General features: G+C 64.4%; 13 protein-coding genes and 1 pseudogene. 11 read left to right on the forward strand and 3 right to left on the reverse strand.

What is annotated here, in order from left to right:
* The first annotated feature begins 79 nt into the window (after positions 1-79).
* From purD to JOE69_RS11820, 10 genes and pseudogenes are all read left to right on the forward strand, one after another.
* Positions 80-1,396, forward strand: a complete 1,317-nt coding sequence (purD, locus tag JOE69_RS11775; RefSeq protein ID WP_309798936.1) for a phosphoribosylamine--glycine ligase — start codon at positions 80-82, stop codon at positions 1,394-1,396.
* Positions 1,396-2,292, forward strand: a complete 897-nt coding sequence (locus JOE69_RS11780; RefSeq protein WP_309798938.1) for a phosphoribosylaminoimidazolesuccinocarboxamide synthase — start codon at positions 1,396-1,398, stop codon at positions 2,290-2,292. Before purD ends, JOE69_RS11780 begins: the two co-directional genes overlap by 1 nt.
* A 105-nt stretch (positions 2,293-2,397) precedes the next feature.
* Positions 2,398-2,946, forward strand: coding sequence for a hypothetical protein (locus JOE69_RS11785; RefSeq protein WP_309798940.1), 549 nt, complete (start codon positions 2,398-2,400; stop codon positions 2,944-2,946).
* Positions 2,947-3,059: 113 nt separating this feature from the next.
* Entirely contained in the window at positions 3,060-4,385 is a 1,326-nt protein-coding gene (locus JOE69_RS11790) for an LssY C-terminal domain-containing protein (RefSeq protein ID WP_309798942.1), read from the forward strand.
* A gap of 42 nt (positions 4,386-4,427) precedes the next feature.
* Positions 4,428-5,186, forward strand: coding sequence for a helix-turn-helix domain-containing protein (locus JOE69_RS11795; RefSeq protein ID WP_309798944.1), 759 nt, complete (start codon positions 4,428-4,430; stop codon positions 5,184-5,186).
* Positions 5,187-5,310: 124 nt separating this feature from the next.
* Positions 5,311-6,768 (forward strand): annotated as a pseudogene (locus tag JOE69_RS11800) (sugar porter family MFS transporter); the annotation flags it as partial.
* 200 nt (positions 6,769-6,968) lie between these two features.
* A complete protein-coding gene (locus tag JOE69_RS11805; protein WP_309798946.1) occupies positions 6,969-8,468 on the forward strand; it encodes a CoA-acylating methylmalonate-semialdehyde dehydrogenase in 1,500 nt (499 codons plus the stop codon).
* Positions 8,468-9,541 carry an enoyl-CoA hydratase/isomerase family protein gene (locus JOE69_RS11810; protein WP_309798948.1) on the forward strand — a complete coding sequence of 358 codons (1,074 nt, stop codon included), beginning with the start codon at positions 8,468-8,470 and terminating at the stop codon, positions 9,539-9,541. Before JOE69_RS11805 ends, JOE69_RS11810 begins: the two co-directional genes overlap by 1 nt.
* Positions 9,538-10,422 carry a 3-hydroxyisobutyrate dehydrogenase gene (gene mmsB / locus JOE69_RS11815; protein ID WP_309798950.1) on the forward strand — a complete coding sequence of 295 codons (885 nt, stop codon included), beginning with the start codon at positions 9,538-9,540 and terminating at the stop codon, positions 10,420-10,422. Before JOE69_RS11810 ends, mmsB begins: the two co-directional genes overlap by 4 nt.
* Positions 10,423-10,430: 8 nt before the next feature.
* Positions 10,431-11,219 (forward strand): enoyl-CoA hydratase, encoded by a 789-nt coding sequence (locus tag JOE69_RS11820; protein ID WP_309798952.1) that lies wholly within the window; start codon positions 10,431-10,433, stop codon positions 11,217-11,219.
* 102 nt (positions 11,220-11,321) lie between these two features.
* Here JOE69_RS11820 and JOE69_RS11825 read toward each other — a convergent pair whose 3' ends face one another.
* The 3 genes from JOE69_RS11825 to JOE69_RS11835 all read right to left on the reverse strand — a co-directional run bounded on the left by JOE69_RS11825 (position 11,322) and on the right by JOE69_RS11835 (position 14,206).
* Entirely contained in the window at positions 11,322-11,864 is a 543-nt protein-coding gene (locus JOE69_RS11825) for a M23 family metallopeptidase (RefSeq protein WP_309798954.1), read from the reverse strand.
* 114 nt (positions 11,865-11,978) lie between these two features.
* The gene (locus JOE69_RS11830; RefSeq protein ID WP_309798956.1) at positions 11,979-12,479 is read right to left on the reverse strand and encodes a MarR family winged helix-turn-helix transcriptional regulator; all 501 of its coding nucleotides are present in this window, start codon (positions 12,477-12,479) and stop codon (positions 11,979-11,981) included.
* The gene (locus JOE69_RS11835; RefSeq protein WP_309798958.1) at positions 12,476-14,206 is read right to left on the reverse strand and encodes an AMP-binding protein; all 1,731 of its coding nucleotides are present in this window, start codon (positions 14,204-14,206) and stop codon (positions 12,476-12,478) included. Before JOE69_RS11835 ends, JOE69_RS11830 begins: the two co-directional genes overlap by 4 nt.
* 190 nt (positions 14,207-14,396) lie before the next feature.
* On the opposite strand from JOE69_RS11835, the gene JOE69_RS11840 reads away from it, so the two are divergent.
* Positions 14,397-15,530: an acyl-CoA dehydrogenase family protein gene (locus JOE69_RS11840; protein WP_374709749.1), complete on the forward strand. Its 1,134-nt coding sequence runs from the start codon at positions 14,397-14,399 to the stop codon at positions 15,528-15,530.
* The last annotated feature ends 9 nt before the right edge of the window (positions 15,531-15,539 follow it).

A 15,539-nucleotide genomic window follows, 5' to 3' on the forward strand; every position in this document is an offset into this window, starting at 1 on the left:
AGTATCCCGGATTGCAGCCGAAATAGTCGCGGATCCGCAAAATAGTCCAGTTCCGCCCGGGTGGGTAGGCTTGGGGTTTGTGAAGGTACTCGTCATCGGCGCCGGCGGCCGCGAACATGCCATTGTCCGCTCATTGCTCTCCGACCCCTACGTCCACGAGGTCCATGCTGCCCCCGGCAACGCCGGAATCGCGCTGCTGGTGCCCACCCATGCGATCGATGCCAACGACCCCGCTGCGGTGACCGCGCTCGCGGCGAAACTCGACGTCGATCTGGTGGTGGTCGGGCCCGAGGCGCCTTTGGTCGCGGGAGTCTCCGATGCCCTGCGGGAGCGCGGCATCCCGGTCTTCGGGCCGAGCCGTGCGGCAGCGGCTTTGGAGGGTTCCAAGGCCTTCGCGAAACAGATCATGGCCAGCGCCGGGGTGCCGACCGCGATGGCCAAAGTCGCCGCCGACCTCGAAGAGGCGGCCGAGGCGTTGGATACGTTCGGCGCGCCGTACGTGGTGAAGGACGACGGACTCGCTGCCGGCAAAGGCGTGGTGGTCACCAGCGATCGGGCCGAGGCCTTGGCGCACGCGCAGGCCTGCTTCGAAGCCGGCGGCACCGTGGTGATCGAGGAATTCCTGGATGGACCCGAAGCTTCGCTCTTCGTGATTTCCGACGGTACCGATGTGGTTCCGCTGGCCCCGGCCCAGGACTTCAAACGGATCTTCGACCAAGATGAAGGCCCCAATACCGGTGGCATGGGCGCATACTCGCCGTTGGAGTGGGCCCCGGCGGGATTGGTCCAGGAGGTCATCGACCGGGTGGCGCAGCCGACCATCGATGAAATGGCGCACCGCGGCACGCCGTTCGCCGGAGTACTTTATTGCGGGCTCGCGCTGACCTCACGCGGTACCAAGGTGATCGAATTCAACGCCCGGTTCGGCGATCCGGAAACCCAGGCGGTTCTGGCGCGGTTGCGGACGCCGCTGGGCGGGCTGCTGCTGGCGGCCGCGAAAGGGCAGTTGGCCGACGTCGAACCTCTGCGTTGGACTGAGGAAAGCGCGGTCGCAGTGGTGGTCGCCGCGGAGAACTATCCGGGCACGCCGCGTACCGGAGACCGGATCCGTGGGCTGAAAAAGGCCAACGCGATCGAGGGTGTGCATGTGCTGCACGCCGGTACCGCGAGCGACGACGAAGGCAAAGTGGTCAGTGCCGGCGGCCGGGTGCTCGCCGTGGTCGGTTTGGGCGAAGACCTGGTCGAGGCCCGGGAACGCGCTTACGAGGGCGTCGGGTTGATCCAGCTTCCAGGCTCGCAGCACCGGCAGGACATCGCAGCGAAGGCGGCCCGGAATCTGATTGCGGTTCCGGCGGCCCGGAGCAATGCGGGTTCGTCCACCGAGGCGGGTGCCTGATGGCCGGCTTCGAAGCGCAGGCGCTGGAGCTCCCGGGGTGGCGGCACGTCTATTCGGGCAAGGTGCGGGATCTCTACGAGCCGGTGTCCGGACCGGCGGACCGGGTTCTGGTGGTCGCCAGCGATCGGATCAGCGCCTACGACTTCGTTTTGCGCACCGAGATCCCGGACAAAGGGAAAATCCTGACCCAGCTGAGCCTTTGGTGGTTCGGCCAGCTGGAGGTGCCCAACCATGTGCTGGCGAGTTCAGTGGCCGAGGGGGTTCCCGCGGAGGTTGCCGGGCGGGCGATGATCTGCCGAAAGTTGGCGATGTTCCCGGTGGAATGCATCGCTCGGGGATACCTGACCGGTTCGGTACTGGCGGAGTACCGGCAGTCGCAGAGCGTCGCCGGGCTGCCGTTGCCGGCCGGATTGCTCGACGGCTCACGCCTGGACGAGGCGATTTTCACGCCCTCCGCGAAAGCCGAAGTGGGCGAGCACGATGAGAACATCGACTTCGCCGCCGTGGTCGCCGCAGTGGGTTCCAGCCATGCGGATGCGCTGCGTTCCCTGACCTTGGACGTCTACCGCCGGGCCGAGGCGATCGCCCGGGAGCGCGGCATCATCTTGGCCGACACCAAGGTGGAGTTCGGTCTCGATTCGGACGGCGTGGTCACGCTCGGCGACGAAGTGCTCACCCCGGACTCCTCGAGGTTCTGGGATGCTGCACTTTGGCAGCCCGGAAAAGCGCAGGCAAGTTTCGACAAACAGTACGTCCGGGATTGGCTCACTTCTGCCGAATCGGGCTGGGACCGCAATGGCGAGCTGGCCCCACCGGCCTTGCCCGACGTCGTCGTCGAACGGACCAGGGCGCGCTACGTCGAGGCCTACGAGACGTTGACCGGCTCAACCTTCTGATTTCAGATAGTGTTCCGTACTTCGGATAGCCGGTTGCACGTCAAAGCGCTATCTAGAAAGCGAGCCGCTATCCGAAACCGGGATGAGCAGACCTAGGAGGCCGAATTGACCGCGTGGCCGAAGCGGCATCGATTACTGACGGTCCTGTCTGTCCTGCTGCTCGTAGTAATGTTTCCGATTTTTTCCGGGATCTGGTTCGGCCGTGGCCCGTGGGCGTTTTTGCCCACGGCGATCTTGCTGGCGATTTCCTGGTATCTGCTGGAGCGATTTGCCTCCAGGCAACGTCAACGCATCTTGCGGGAACTGGCCGCGACGGGCCGATTCTGCTGCGCCATCCGATGGCCTGACGCGCTGCCGGGTTCCTTGCGAGAGGGTTGGGCGCCAGGCGTCGGCAGCCTGGTGGTTGACGGATTCGGGTTCCAGTACGGGGGTGTCGGCGGCGAGATTCCGTGCGGGCCCCGTGAGGATCGCGAGTTGCTGGAGCGCCTTGGCCGTCGGGATTTGCAGGCCGGTGAAGTCCGGTCTTTACGGCTGATCGCCTCGTCCATTGGAAGGTATCGGACTAGGCTCGGGGTACTCGAAATCTGCGCCACTGCGGAGCATCTAGGCAGGCTGGATGCCGTTGCCGGAGCAATCGACAAATCTGCGCCGTGAACCCTCTCCCGGGTTCAGATAGCGTTCCGCACCTCGGATGGCCGGTTGCGCGTCAAAACGCTATCTAGGCTGCAAAAGGCTATCCGAAACCGGGGATTGGCTAAACTCTAACAATGGAAGCCCAGGAAAGGCGGCGGTGGTCGGTCAACCTCCTGGTCGACAACCTGTTCTTCATCTTCAGCGGAGTCGCTTCGGTGTGGCTTGCGTTGCTGGTGCTCGGCGAGAGCTTCACCGGGGGCTGGACCCGGGTCTGGTACGTGGTGCCGTTCTGGTTGGTGCTGGCCTATGTCGCTTTGCCCCGGTTGCACCGGATTCTGACCAGCATCTACGTTCCGGATTACTTCATCGGACGTTCCCGTACGGCGGACGGACTGCTGGGCGACCCGATCAACCTCGCGGTCTGCGGCTCCCAGGAGCAACTGGAATCCTCGATGGTCGCCGCCGGTTGGACCAAAGCGGACGAGATCACCCTGCTCAGCAGCTGGCGGATCATCGTCTCCACACTGACCCGGCGCAGCTATCATGAAGCCCCGGTGAGCACGCTGACCCTCTTCGGCCGACAACAGGATTTCGCCTATCAGCAAGAGGTCGAAGACAGCCCGGCGAAGCGCCACCACGTGCGCTTCTGGCGTTGTCCGGAAGGCTGGCTGCTGCCCGGCGGGCACCACGCCGATTGGCTCGCCGCCGGAACTTTCGACAAGAGCGTCGGACTGTCCCTGTTCACTTTCCAGATCACGCACAAAATCGACGAACACATCGACAAAGAACGCGATCACATCATCGACACCTTGGCCCGGGTCACCCCCGGCATCCGGGTCGAGGTGATCAAGGACTTCTCCACCGGCTACCACTCCCGCAACGGCGGCGGGGACGCGATCAAAACCGACGGCGACCTGCCGATCGTCTATTTGGATGCGGTCCCGGTGACCAAACCGGCGGTGACCGATGAAGAAACTGCGGAAATCCCCGGGACCGAGGTGGCCGTGCCAATCCTGGAACGGCCGCTGCCGACGATGTTCGGGGCGTTCTTCGGCTTGTTCTCCGCGATCACCACGATCATCTGGGGCATGCTGTTCCTGACCTCGAGTCTGAGCAGCGAAATCCTCCAGGGCGAAGCCGGCAGCCCGGCTGAACTGGCTTTGCTGGTCGAGGGGGTGACCGCGGTAGTCGTGACCTTGCTCGGGTTGATCGCACTGGTCCAGCTGGTCCTGGCGGTGTTCGTCTGGACCGGGCACAATTGGGCGCGGATCACCTTGATGGCGGTGACCTCGCTGTCGACCGTGATCGCCTTCATCACCGCGTTCCAGGACGGCACCAGGATCACCTTGAGTGCGGACCTGCTGAACACCAACCTGCTCACGATCACCCTGCAGATCCTCACCGTCCTGGCTTTGTCCAGCTCGAAGGCCCGGGCTTATGCGCGACGCCGGCGGGCTTGAGCCCGGGCCGATTCTGGCGTGGATGCGGTATCTTGGCTACTGATGCATGATTTCAGCCAACCGGTGATCGCCCTGGCGACCTTCGAGCTCGAAGCGGGCAACAAATTCGACGAGCACGTCCACGACGTCGACCAGCTGGCCTGGGTCCGCGAGGGCGTGCTCATGGTGACCGTCGGCAGCCGGCATTGGATGCTGCCGCCCAGTTTGGCGCTGTGGATTCCGGCCGGGACCTGGCACACCACCACCTCGGTGCGCAGCGGGACCATGCAGGGGATCTACTTGAACCCAAGGGTTTCCGCGGTGCAGTGGAAGGAACCCACGGTGGTGAGCGTCCCGACCCTGCTCCGGGAAATGATCAACTACCTCGGTGCCGACTTGGCCGAGGAGCCGCGCAAGCGCGCCGAAGCCTTGATGCCGGATTTGCTGCAACCGGTGAGCACTTTCACGATCGAACTGCCGATGCCCTCGGATTCCCGCGCGATCGCGATTGCCGAGAGCCTGCTCGCGAACCCGGCCGATCCCCGCGACCTGGCCGCCTGGGGGCTTACTGTGGGCGCGAGCACCCGGACCCTCTCCCGGATTTTCGCAGACGAAACCGGTTCCGGATTCGGCCAGTGGCGCACCGCGCTGCGGCTGCGGGCGGCCCTGGCGCATTTGGCCGAAGGCGCTGCGGTGAGCCAAGTCGCCACCCGGGTGGGCTACTCCTCGACCAGCGCATTCATCGCAGCCTTCCGGAAAATTGCCGGCCAGACGCCCGGTGCATACTTCGCGCAGCTGAGCCCACAGCCGGAATCTGCCTGAGCCCTGCGCAGCCGAGCCCTGAACCGGTCGCCGGACCGTCCCGGACTCCGCCCGGGTTCCCGGACGGCGGGATGGCAGGCTCCGTGGCTATAGTGGCAAGAGTCTTCCTGCGGATTCGGGACGGACGGGCACCGACGAGAGGCGGCTGGCGGCAATGGCAGCAACGAACAAGAAACTCCAACTGAAAGTCATCGGCTTGGCGATCTCCGCGGCGGTGGGCGGATTCCTCTTCGGCTTCGATTCCTCAGTGGTCAACGGCGCCGTGGACGCGGTGCAGGGCCAATTCGCCCTGAGCGAGTTCGTCACCGGCTTCGCGGTAGCCTCCGCGCTGCTCGGTTCCGCGGCCGGCGCGTACTTGGCCGGCAACGTCGCGGACCGATTCGGCCGCCGGGCGACCATGTTGCTCGGCGCCTCGTTGTTCTTGGTCTCTGCGCTCGGCACCGGCTGGGCCTTCGCGATCTGGGACCTGGTGCTTTGGCGGATCGTCGGCGGTCTGGGCATCGGCATCGCTTCGGTGGTCGCGCCGGCCTATATCGCCGAAATTTCGCCGAAACTGATCCGTGGCCGCTTGGCCTCGTTGCAGCAGCTGGCGATCACGCTGGGTATTTTCGCCGCGCTGCTCTCGGATGCGGTCTTCGCCAATGCGGCAGGCAATGCTTCGGCACCGTTCTGGTTCGGTTGGGAAGCTTGGCGGTGGATGTTCCTGGCCGGCGCGGTTCCGGCGGTCGTTTACGGCGTGCTCGCCCTGCGCTTGCCGGAATCGCCGCGCTATCTGATGCAAAAGGGCCGGGACGCCGAGGCGCACGAGATTTTCGCCAAGCTCTGGCCGGCCGACGACGTCGAAAAGGCGGTCCGGGACATCCACAGTGCGATTTCCGAAGACGCCAAAGCCAAAAAGGCCACATTGTTCGGTGGCCGGTTCGGCTTGTTGCCGATCGTCTGGATCGGCATTGCCTTGTCGATGTTCCAGCAGTTCGTGGGCATCAACGTGATCTTCTACTACTCCACCACCTTGTGGAAATCCGTGGGGTTCCAGGAATCGGATTCCCTGTTCATCTCGGTGGTGACCTCGGTCACCAACGTGGTGGTCACCGTGGTCGCGATCCTGTTGGTGGACCGCTTGGGCCGGCGGCCGATCCTGCTCGCCGGTTCGATCGGTATGGCGGTCAGCCTGGGCACCATGGCGTTGGCTTTTTCCACGTCGTCGGCGGTGAACGGCGAGGTCTCGTTGAGCGGGGCCTGGGGTCCGGTCGCGCTAGTTGCCGCGAATCTCTTCGTGATCGCCTTCGGGGTTTCCTGGGGTCCGTTGGTCTGGGTGCTGCTGGGGGAGATCTTCCCGAACCGGATCCGGGCCAAAGCGCTGGGCGTCGCGGCAATGGCGCAGTGGATCTCCAACTTCGTGATCACGGTGAGTTTCCCGGGGCTGGCCGCGATGTCGTTGCCGGTCACCTATGCGATTTACGCCGGCTTCGCGGCGCTGTCTTTCGTCTTCGTGTTCTTCAAGATCCCGGAGACCAATGGCATGTCGCTCGAAGAGGCGGAGACGCTCTTCGTCAAGAAACCCAAACCGGGCCGGGCCTAGCGGATTGCTGCGGCCGGCAACGCCTCGGCCAACTGATTCTGCGCGCCTGGGCGAGATCCGGGCCGGTTCGGCCGCCTCCAGTTTTCCGCCGACTTAGGGCAGCTAGTTACTAGGAAGTCCGAGTATATTTTGCGGTAGGGCATGAGCCAGATCACAGGCCGTGCCGGCAACGATGCCAATTCGCAAGGAGATCCCACGCCATGGTGCGCGAACTTTCACACTACGTCGGCGGCCAGCATGTCGCGGGCACGTCCGGTCGTTTCAGCGATGTCTTCAATCCGTGCACCGGCGAGGTTCAGGCCCGGTTGCCATTGGCCAGCAAAGCCGAAACTACCGCAGTGATCGACAATGCGGCTCAGGCGCAGCTCGGCTGGGCCGCGACCAACCCGCAGCGCCGGGCCCGGATCCTGCTCAAGTTCGTCGACCTGGTCAACGAGAATATGGACGAACTGGCCGAGCTGCTCTCCAGCGAACACGGCAAGACCTTTCCGGACGCCAAGGGCGACATCCAGCGCGGCATCGAGGTCGTGGAGTTCTGTGCTGCGGCACCGCACCTGCTCAAGGGCGAATTCTCGGACAGCGTCGGGGCCGGCATCGACGTGCACTCATTGCGCCAGCCGCTCGGCGTGGTCGCCGGGATCACCCCGTTCAATTTCCCGGCGATGATCCCGCTCTGGAAGGCCGGACCGGCGCTCGCCGCGGGCAACGCTTTCATCTTGAAGCCCTCCGAACGGGACCCCTCGGTGCCTTTGCGATTGGCCGAGTTGTTGACCGAAGCGGGCTTGCCGGACGGTGTTTTCAACGTGCTCAATGGCGACAAGGAAGCCGTGGACGGCTTGCTGGAGGATGACCGGGTGCGGGCGATCGGATTCGTCGGCTCCACCCCGATCGCGCAGAGCATCTACGCCTCCGCGGCCGCCCACGGCAAGCGGGCGCAGTGCTTCGGCGGTGCCAAGAACCACATGGTGATCATGCCGGACGCCGATCTGGACATGGTGGTCGACGCGCTGATCGGCTCGGCGTTCGGTTCTGCGGGCGAACGTTGCATGGCGATTTCGGTGGCGGTACCCGTGGGCCAGGAGACCGCCGATGCGTTGGTGGCGAAACTCCAGGAGCGGATCAAGGAGCTCAAGGTCGGTCCCAGCATGGACCCGGCGTCGGACTTCGGCCCGGTGGTCGCCCAGTCGGCCAAAGACCGGATCGAGGATTACATCCAGGTCGGCGTCGACGAGGGGGCGACGCTGCTGGCGGACGGGCGCGGTTGGACGGTCGACGGTTACCCGGGCGGATTCTGGGTGGGTCCGACGCTCTTCGACAATGTCACCACCTCGATGCGGATCTACCGCGAGGAGATCTTCGGCCCGGTGCTTTCGGTGATCCGGGCGAAGGATTACGAAGCAGCGCTGCGCTTGCCGAGCGAGCATGAGTTCGGCAACGGGGTGGCAATTTTCACCCGCGACGGCGACGCTGCCCGGGACTTCGCCAGCCGGGTGCAAGTGGGCATGGTCGGCATCAACGTGCCGATTCCGGTGCCGATCGCGTATTACACTTTCGGCGGCTGGAAGGCCTCCGGTTTCGGCGATCTGAACCAGCACGGCGCGGACGCCTTCCGGTTCTACACCAAGACCAAAACCGTGACCACCCGCTGGCCGTCGGGCATCCGGCAGGGTTCCAGCTTCATCATGCCGGAAGGCAGCTGATGACCGCCGAGACCGTCGATCCGGCAGAGCCGCCGATCCGGTTCGAGCGTCGCGGCCACTTGGGCGTGGTGATCCTGAACCGGCCCAAAGCGGTGAATGCGCTCAACGAGCCGATGGTCGAAGCGATGTTGGCCCAGTTGCAGGAATGGGCGGCTGATGATTCGGTGCAGACGGTCCTGGTCTACGGCAGCGGAGACCGCGGTTTGTGCGCCGGTGGCGATGTCACTGCGATCTTCAACGACATTCCGGCCGGCGGCCTGGGCACTTCGAACTTCCTGCGCACCGAATACCGGTTGAATGCGTTGATTTCGAATTATCCGAAGCCCTATGTGCCGTTCATGGACGGGCTGGTGCTGGGCGGCGGGGTCGGGATCTCGGCGCACGGCAATACCCGGGTGGTCACCGAACGCACCCGCTGCGGGATGCCGGAGACCACCATCGGATTCGTGCCCGACGTCGGCGGTACCTATCTGCTCTCCCGGGCTCCGGGGGAGACCGGGACGCACGCCGCGCTCACCGGGGCGCACCTGAGCGGGGCGGATGCATTGTTCTTGGGGCTGGCGGACAGCTTTGTGCCTTCGGAGAATCTGCCGGCTTTGGCGGCGGCCTTGGAGAACGAAGCTGCCGCCGAGGCCGTGGCCCGTTTCGCGCGTCCCGCCCCGGCCTCGGAACTGGCGGGGCAGCAGGGTTGGATCGATCAGGCGTACGCTTCCGACGACGCGGGCCAGATCGTACGCAACCTCCGCGAACTCGGTTCCGAATTCGCCGCGACGATCGAATCGAAATCGCCGACGGCGGTCAAGGTGGCGCTCGCTTCGCTGCGTCGTGCGGCCCGGTTGGCCAGCCTGGAAGAAGTGCTCGACCAGGAATACCGGGTGGTGCTCCGGTTCCTCCGCGGCACCGAAATGTGTGAAGGCATCCGGGCCCAGGTGGTGGACAAGGACCGGAACCCGCAATGGAACCCGGCCACGCTCGCCGAAGTCAGTGCGGCCGAGGTCGAGTCGTACTTCGCTCCGTTGGGCGCTTCCGACATCAGTGGCGAATTGAATCTGGCAGGGAAGGACGCACGATGAAAATAGCATTCTTGGGCTTGGGCCACATGGGTTTGCCGATGGCGGTGAATCTGGTCAAGGCCGGCCATTCGGTGCTGGGCTTCGATGTGTTCCCGGCAGCCCTCGAGGCGGCCACGCGGCAGGGAGTCCCGGTTGCCGACTCGGCGGAAGCCGCTGCGGCGGAAGCCGAGGTGGTGCTGACCATGTTCCCCAGTGGGAAGCATTTGCTGGAGGCCTACCGCGGCGGATTGCTGACTGCGGCGCCGGCCGGCTCACTGTTCCTGGACTGTTCCACGATCAACGTCGACGAGGCGCGGGAAGCCGCCGGTTTGGCGGTGGCCGCGGGCCACCGTGCGGCGGATGCCCCGGTGTCCGGAGGAGTGGTCGGCGCCGAGGCCGGCAGCTTGACCTTCATGGTCGGCGCTTCGGCCGAGGAGTTCGCCGTACTGCAGCCGATCTTGGATGTGATGGGCAAACGTGCGGTGCACTGCGGTTCGAACGGTGCCGGGCAGGCGGCCAAGATCTGCAACAACATGCTTCTGGGCATTTCGATGATCGGCGCCGCCGAGGCCTTCGTCTTGGGCGAAAAACTTGGCCTGGAGCACCAGGCGCTCTACGACGTGATCTCCACCGCGTCCGGTCAATGCTGGTCGGTGACCACCAATTGTCCGGTGCCGGGGCCGGTGCCGGCCAGTCCGGCGAACCGCGACTACCAACCGGGATTCGCCGGCGCCCTGATGTCGAAGGACCTCGGCCTGGCGTTGAATGCCGTGCAGAGTACGGGTGTTGCCGCTGAGCTGGGCCCCTTAGCGGCCGCGATCTACGCCCGCTTCGCTGCCGGGGAGGGTGCCGGCCGTGATTTCTCCGGCATCATTACCGATATTCGAGACCACTCAAACTAGGGGGCACCATGACCGAATCAATCACATCCGAACCCAATGTGCTGATCGAAAAGCGCGGTCGGGTGACCTTGCTGACGCTCAACCGGCCGCATGCGCTCAATGCGCTCAATGAAGCCACCATGAACGACCTGGTGGCCGCTGCCACCGCAGCGGACGCCGACCCGGAAGTGGGCGCCGTGGTGATCACCGGCTCGGCAAAGGCCTTCGCCGCGGGCGCCGACATCAAGGAGATGGCAGCCAAGGATTACATGGAAATGTACTCCTCGGACTGGTTCCGGAACTGGGAGAATCTCACCCGGCTGCGGATCCCGATGATTGCTGCGGTTTCCGGCTTCGCGCTGGGCGGCGGCTGCGAATTGGCGATGATGTGCGACTTCATCATCGCCGGTGATAACGCCAAATTCGGCCAGCCGGAAATCAATCTCGGTGTGCTGCCCGGCATGGGCGGTTCCCAGCGATTGACCCGTGCGGTGGGCAAGGCCAAGGCAATGGACATGATCCTCACCGGCCGGATGATGAACGCCGAAGAAGCCGAGCGTTCAGGTCTGGTAGCGCGCATTGTGCCCGCGGACGACGTCGTCGAAGAGGCGGTGCAGGCCGCCGAGGTGATCGCGTCGAAGTCCAAGCCGGTGGCGATGATCGCCAAAGAAGCGGTCAATGCGGCTTTCGAGACCGGCCTGGTGCAGGGTGTGCTCTTCGAGCGTCGGTTGTTCCATTCGGTGTTCGCGACCGAAGATCAAAAAGAGGGCATGGCGGCGTTCGTCGACAAACGCACGCCGGAGTTCAAAAACCGCTGATACCCCCTCGCCGAGCGGCCAGATCTGCACGCTAAAATCGCGATTTAGCATGCAGATCTGGCCGCTCGATGCGTGTTGCAGGCAGAGCCCGACGGGGCGGAGTTACTGCTCGCGCCGGTTTTGGCTGGTCACCCATTGGCCGGCGGATACGCCTTCCGGGTACTCGGCCACGGTGAGCGAACCGAGGGGTTGCCGCGTGCTGCAGCTCACGGTGTTCCAATGCAGGGTCGAACCGGCCAGGGTCGTCGCATTTCCACCGGCTGCTCCGACCCGCTGGCTCTGGTAGACCACTTCGCCGGGCGACATGGCGACTCCGCCGAGGTCTAGGTATTGCAGGCAGGCATTGTTTCCGATGTCGACGACGACGGCGATGCCTTCCGCCGGGTTCGCGGACGGCCCGGCTTCGAGCACGATTCCGGCGGCCGAGGACATGACCGAGGTCCCGCTGGGCAGCGTCAGATCCACTGCTCCATCGGGGTCAATCTGGGCGACTTGGTATGTTTCGGCGGCCGGGAAAGGCAAATAGAGCGGGGTGGCTGCCATGGTCGGTGCGGCCGAGGCGGCGATGCCGCCGCCGATTGCGGTAACGGCGATGAGCGTGGCTAGCGTGCTTCGGACGAATTTCTTGGTGGTAGCTCTTCTCAATTGATCCAACCAGAGAAACCTGGTACCTACCACGGTGCAATTGGCGAGGGCTGGCTGCGGTGAACTTTGCCCGCATGGAAGACGTCTGCCCGGTGAACGTCAAGAACTCGGCGCTTAGAAGTCGCCGGAATGCGAGCGGAACCGGCCCAGCACATCGATCAGGGTGTGCACGTCGTCGGTGCCGAAACCGGACTGGCTGAAGATCTCCTCATTGAGCGCCGCCGTCGCGCGTTTCACCACGCTGCGCCCTGCGGGCGTGAGTTCGATCAGCGTGGCCCGGCCATCGGTCGGATGCGGTGAGCGCAGCACGAATCCGGACTCCTCCAACCGGTCGACGGCGTTGGTCACCGAGGTCGGGTGCACCTGGAGCAGCGCGCTGGCCTTGTTCATCGGCAGCTTGCCGAGCTTGGAAAAGCCGAGCAGCGCCAGCAGTTCGTAGCGGGCGAATTTGAGTCCGAACGGCTTCAACACGTTTTCGATCCGCAACAGCAGGATCTGCTGGGTCCGCATAATCGCGGTGATCGCAGCCATCGGTGCCGCGGTCGGTTCCCAGCCCTGCCGTTCCCAATTGCGCTGCGCTTCGGCGATCGGATCCCTGGACAGCGGGTGGTTCATGCCTTGAGCCCCGGGAAGTCGGCGTCCGAATATTCGATGTCGAGGCCGGATGCCGCGGTCCCGGCGCCGCTGTGCCGCAATTCTTCCGCGCGGCGCAGCTCCACCCTGCGGATCTTGCCGGAAATCGTCTTCGGCAACTCGGCGAACTCCAGTCGTCGGATCCGTTTGAACGGGGCCAGATGCTCGCGGCAGTATCGCAGGATGTCCTCTGCGGTTTCCGGACTGGCCTGGTAGCCCGGGGCGAGCACGACGAAGGCCTTCGGCACCGAAAGCTTCAGAGGGTCGGGTGAAGGTACGACGGCGGCCTCGGCGACTGCCGGGTGTTCGATCAGGACACTTTCCAATTCGAAGGGACTCAGCCGGTAGTCGCTCGACTTGAAGACGTCGTCGCCCCGTCCCACATAGGTGATCACGCCGTCGGCATCGCGTTCGACCATGTCCCCGGTGTGGTAATAGCCGTCCCGGAACGCGAAATCGGTCTTTTCCGGATCGCCGTAGTAGCCCTTCATCAGTCCGATGGGGCGACCGTAGACCGAGTCCAAGCGCAAGCACAGCTCGCCGGCTTCGCCTTCCGCGCCGGTCGCCGGGTCGACGAGCACCGCTTCGTAGCCGGGAAGCGGTTTGCCCATGGCGCCGACCTTCACCGGTTGGCCGGGTGTGTTGGCAATTTGCACCGTGGACTCAGTCTGCCCGAAGCCATCGCGGATGGTCTGCCCCCAGGCTCTTTTGACCTGCTCGATGACCTCGGCGTTGAGCGGTTCGCCGGCGGAGACCACCTTCCGCGGCGGGTTCCGCAAGGCGCTCAGATCGGCTTGGATGAGCAGCCGCCAGACCGTGGGCGGCGCGCAGAAACTGGTCACCCCTTCGGCGTCCATCTGGGCCATCAACGCTTTGGCGTCGAAGCGTTCGTAGTTGTAGATGAAAACACAGGCTTCGGCGATCCACGGTGTGAAGATGTTCGACCAAGCATGTTTGGCCCAGCCGGGGGAGGCCACGTTCAAATGCACATCGCCGGGTTCCAAACCGATCCAATACATCGTGGAAAGGTGCCCCACCGGGTAGGAAGTGTGCGTGTGTTCGACCAGTTTGGCCTTCGAGGTGGTGCCGGAAGTGAAATAGAGCAGCAAGGTCTCCTCGCCCCGGGTCGGCGCATCGGCGGTGAATTCCAGACCGGCCTGCGCTGCATCGGCGTACTGCAACGCTTCGGGATCGTTGGCTGAGGCGCCGACTTCAATCAACCGGTAGTCTCCCGGCACCGAAGCGAACTTGCCGACGTCGGCGCTTCCGGCGAGGGCCCAACGCGCTTCGCCGCGGGAGACCCGATCCTGCAAATCCGCCGCGCCCATCTGAGTGGTGGTCGGGATCAACACGATGCCGAGTTTCATGCCGGCCAGCATGGTTTCCCAGAGTTCGACCTGATTGCCCAGCATCACGATCATCCGATCGCCTCGGCGGACGCCTTGCGCACGCAGCCAGTTGGCGACTTGGTTGGAGCGCTGCGACAGCTCGGCGTAGCTGCGACGCAGCGCAGAACCGTCCGGTTCCACGATCACCAAGGCGGGATTGTGCGACTTGGCCGGATCGGCCGCGATCGAGTCGAACCAGTCGAGCGCGAAGTTGAACTCTTCGAAGTGCGGCCAGCGGAATTCCGCGCATGCGGTTTCGTAGTCTTCCCGAAGCGCGACGAGGCGGTCCCGGACGGCACGGAATTCGTCGGTTGCGCTCATGGCTGGCTCCTCGCGGCGTAGTGATCTGTCTCACTGTGCAATACTCACTGTGCAATATACTAGGACTTCCAAGGGTTTGAAAGCGCCAAAAGCACTTGCATGCCCGGAACGGCGCAGAAAGAGAGCCTACGTGCAGGATCAGAACGGCACCGTGAAGGTCAGGGATTCGGCGATTCCGGAGGCTGATCTAATGGGCATGATCGGGTTGCTCCCGGCAGCTGAGCATGCCCGCTACCTGGCCGCCCGGGAGGTCCTGCAGCGCCGGATCCGTCCGGCGAGCATCGATTACTGGAACCGGGAAGAATTCCCGCACCAGATGTTGCCTGGGCTGGCCGCCCTCGGCCTGGGCGAATTGCAAGTCGATGGCAGCAGCCAACTGTTCAAAGGCCTGATGTATTTCGAAGTAGCCAGGGCGGATGTCTCGCTCTCTGCTCTGGTCGGCATCCACAATGAGCTGATCGTTGGCATGATCGACCGGCTCGGCTCTCCGGCGCAACGCGAGCGGTGGCTGCCGGGATTGCGCACGTTCCAGTCGCTCGGCGCCTTTGCGCTCACCGAGCCGGAACACGGCTCGGATATCGCCGGCGGGTTGGCGACCAGTGCCGAATTGATCGACGGCGAATGGGTCATCCACGGTGCCAAGCGCTGGATCGGTTCCGGCACGATTGCCGATTTTGCCCTGGTCTGGGCCCGGGACAAAGCGGATCAGCAGATCAAAGGCTTCATCGTGGAAACCGATCGGCCCGGTTATTCGGCGACCAAGATCGAACACAAGATGGGCTTGCGGATCATGCAGAATGCGCACATCCGGTTGGACGGGGTCAGGGTCCCCGCGGACAACCTGCTCCCCGGTGCGGTCAACTTCGCCGCCGCGAACGAACTGCTGCGGGATTCCCGCGCCTGGGTGGGTTGGCAGGCCGCCGGCATCCAATTCGGTGCCTTCGACATCGCCCGGGACTATGCGCTCGAGCGCTTTCAGTTCGGCCGGCCGCTCGCGAAATTCCAGCTGATCCAATTGAGCCTTGCCGAGATCTTGGGCAATGCCTCGGCTTCGCTCGCGCTGATGCTGCAATTCGCCCGGATGCAGGAGTCCGGCACCGCGCAGATGGCGCAGGCCGCCATGGTCAAAGCCACGACGACCAGGCTGGCCCGGGAGTCCGTGGCGCAGGGGCGGGCTTTGCTCGGCGGCAACGGAGTGACCAGTGATTACGAGATGGCGAAACTCTTCGGTGACGCCGAAATTCTGTATTCGTACGAGGGGACCTATGAGATCAATTCGCTCATCGTGGCCCGCGCGATGACCGGGCTGGGCGCATTCGTCTGATTTCTGCGA

It is taken from the genome of Arthrobacter russicus (assembly GCF_031454135.1).
Lineage (GTDB): Bacteria > Actinomycetota > Actinomycetes > Actinomycetales > Micrococcaceae > Renibacterium > Renibacterium russicum.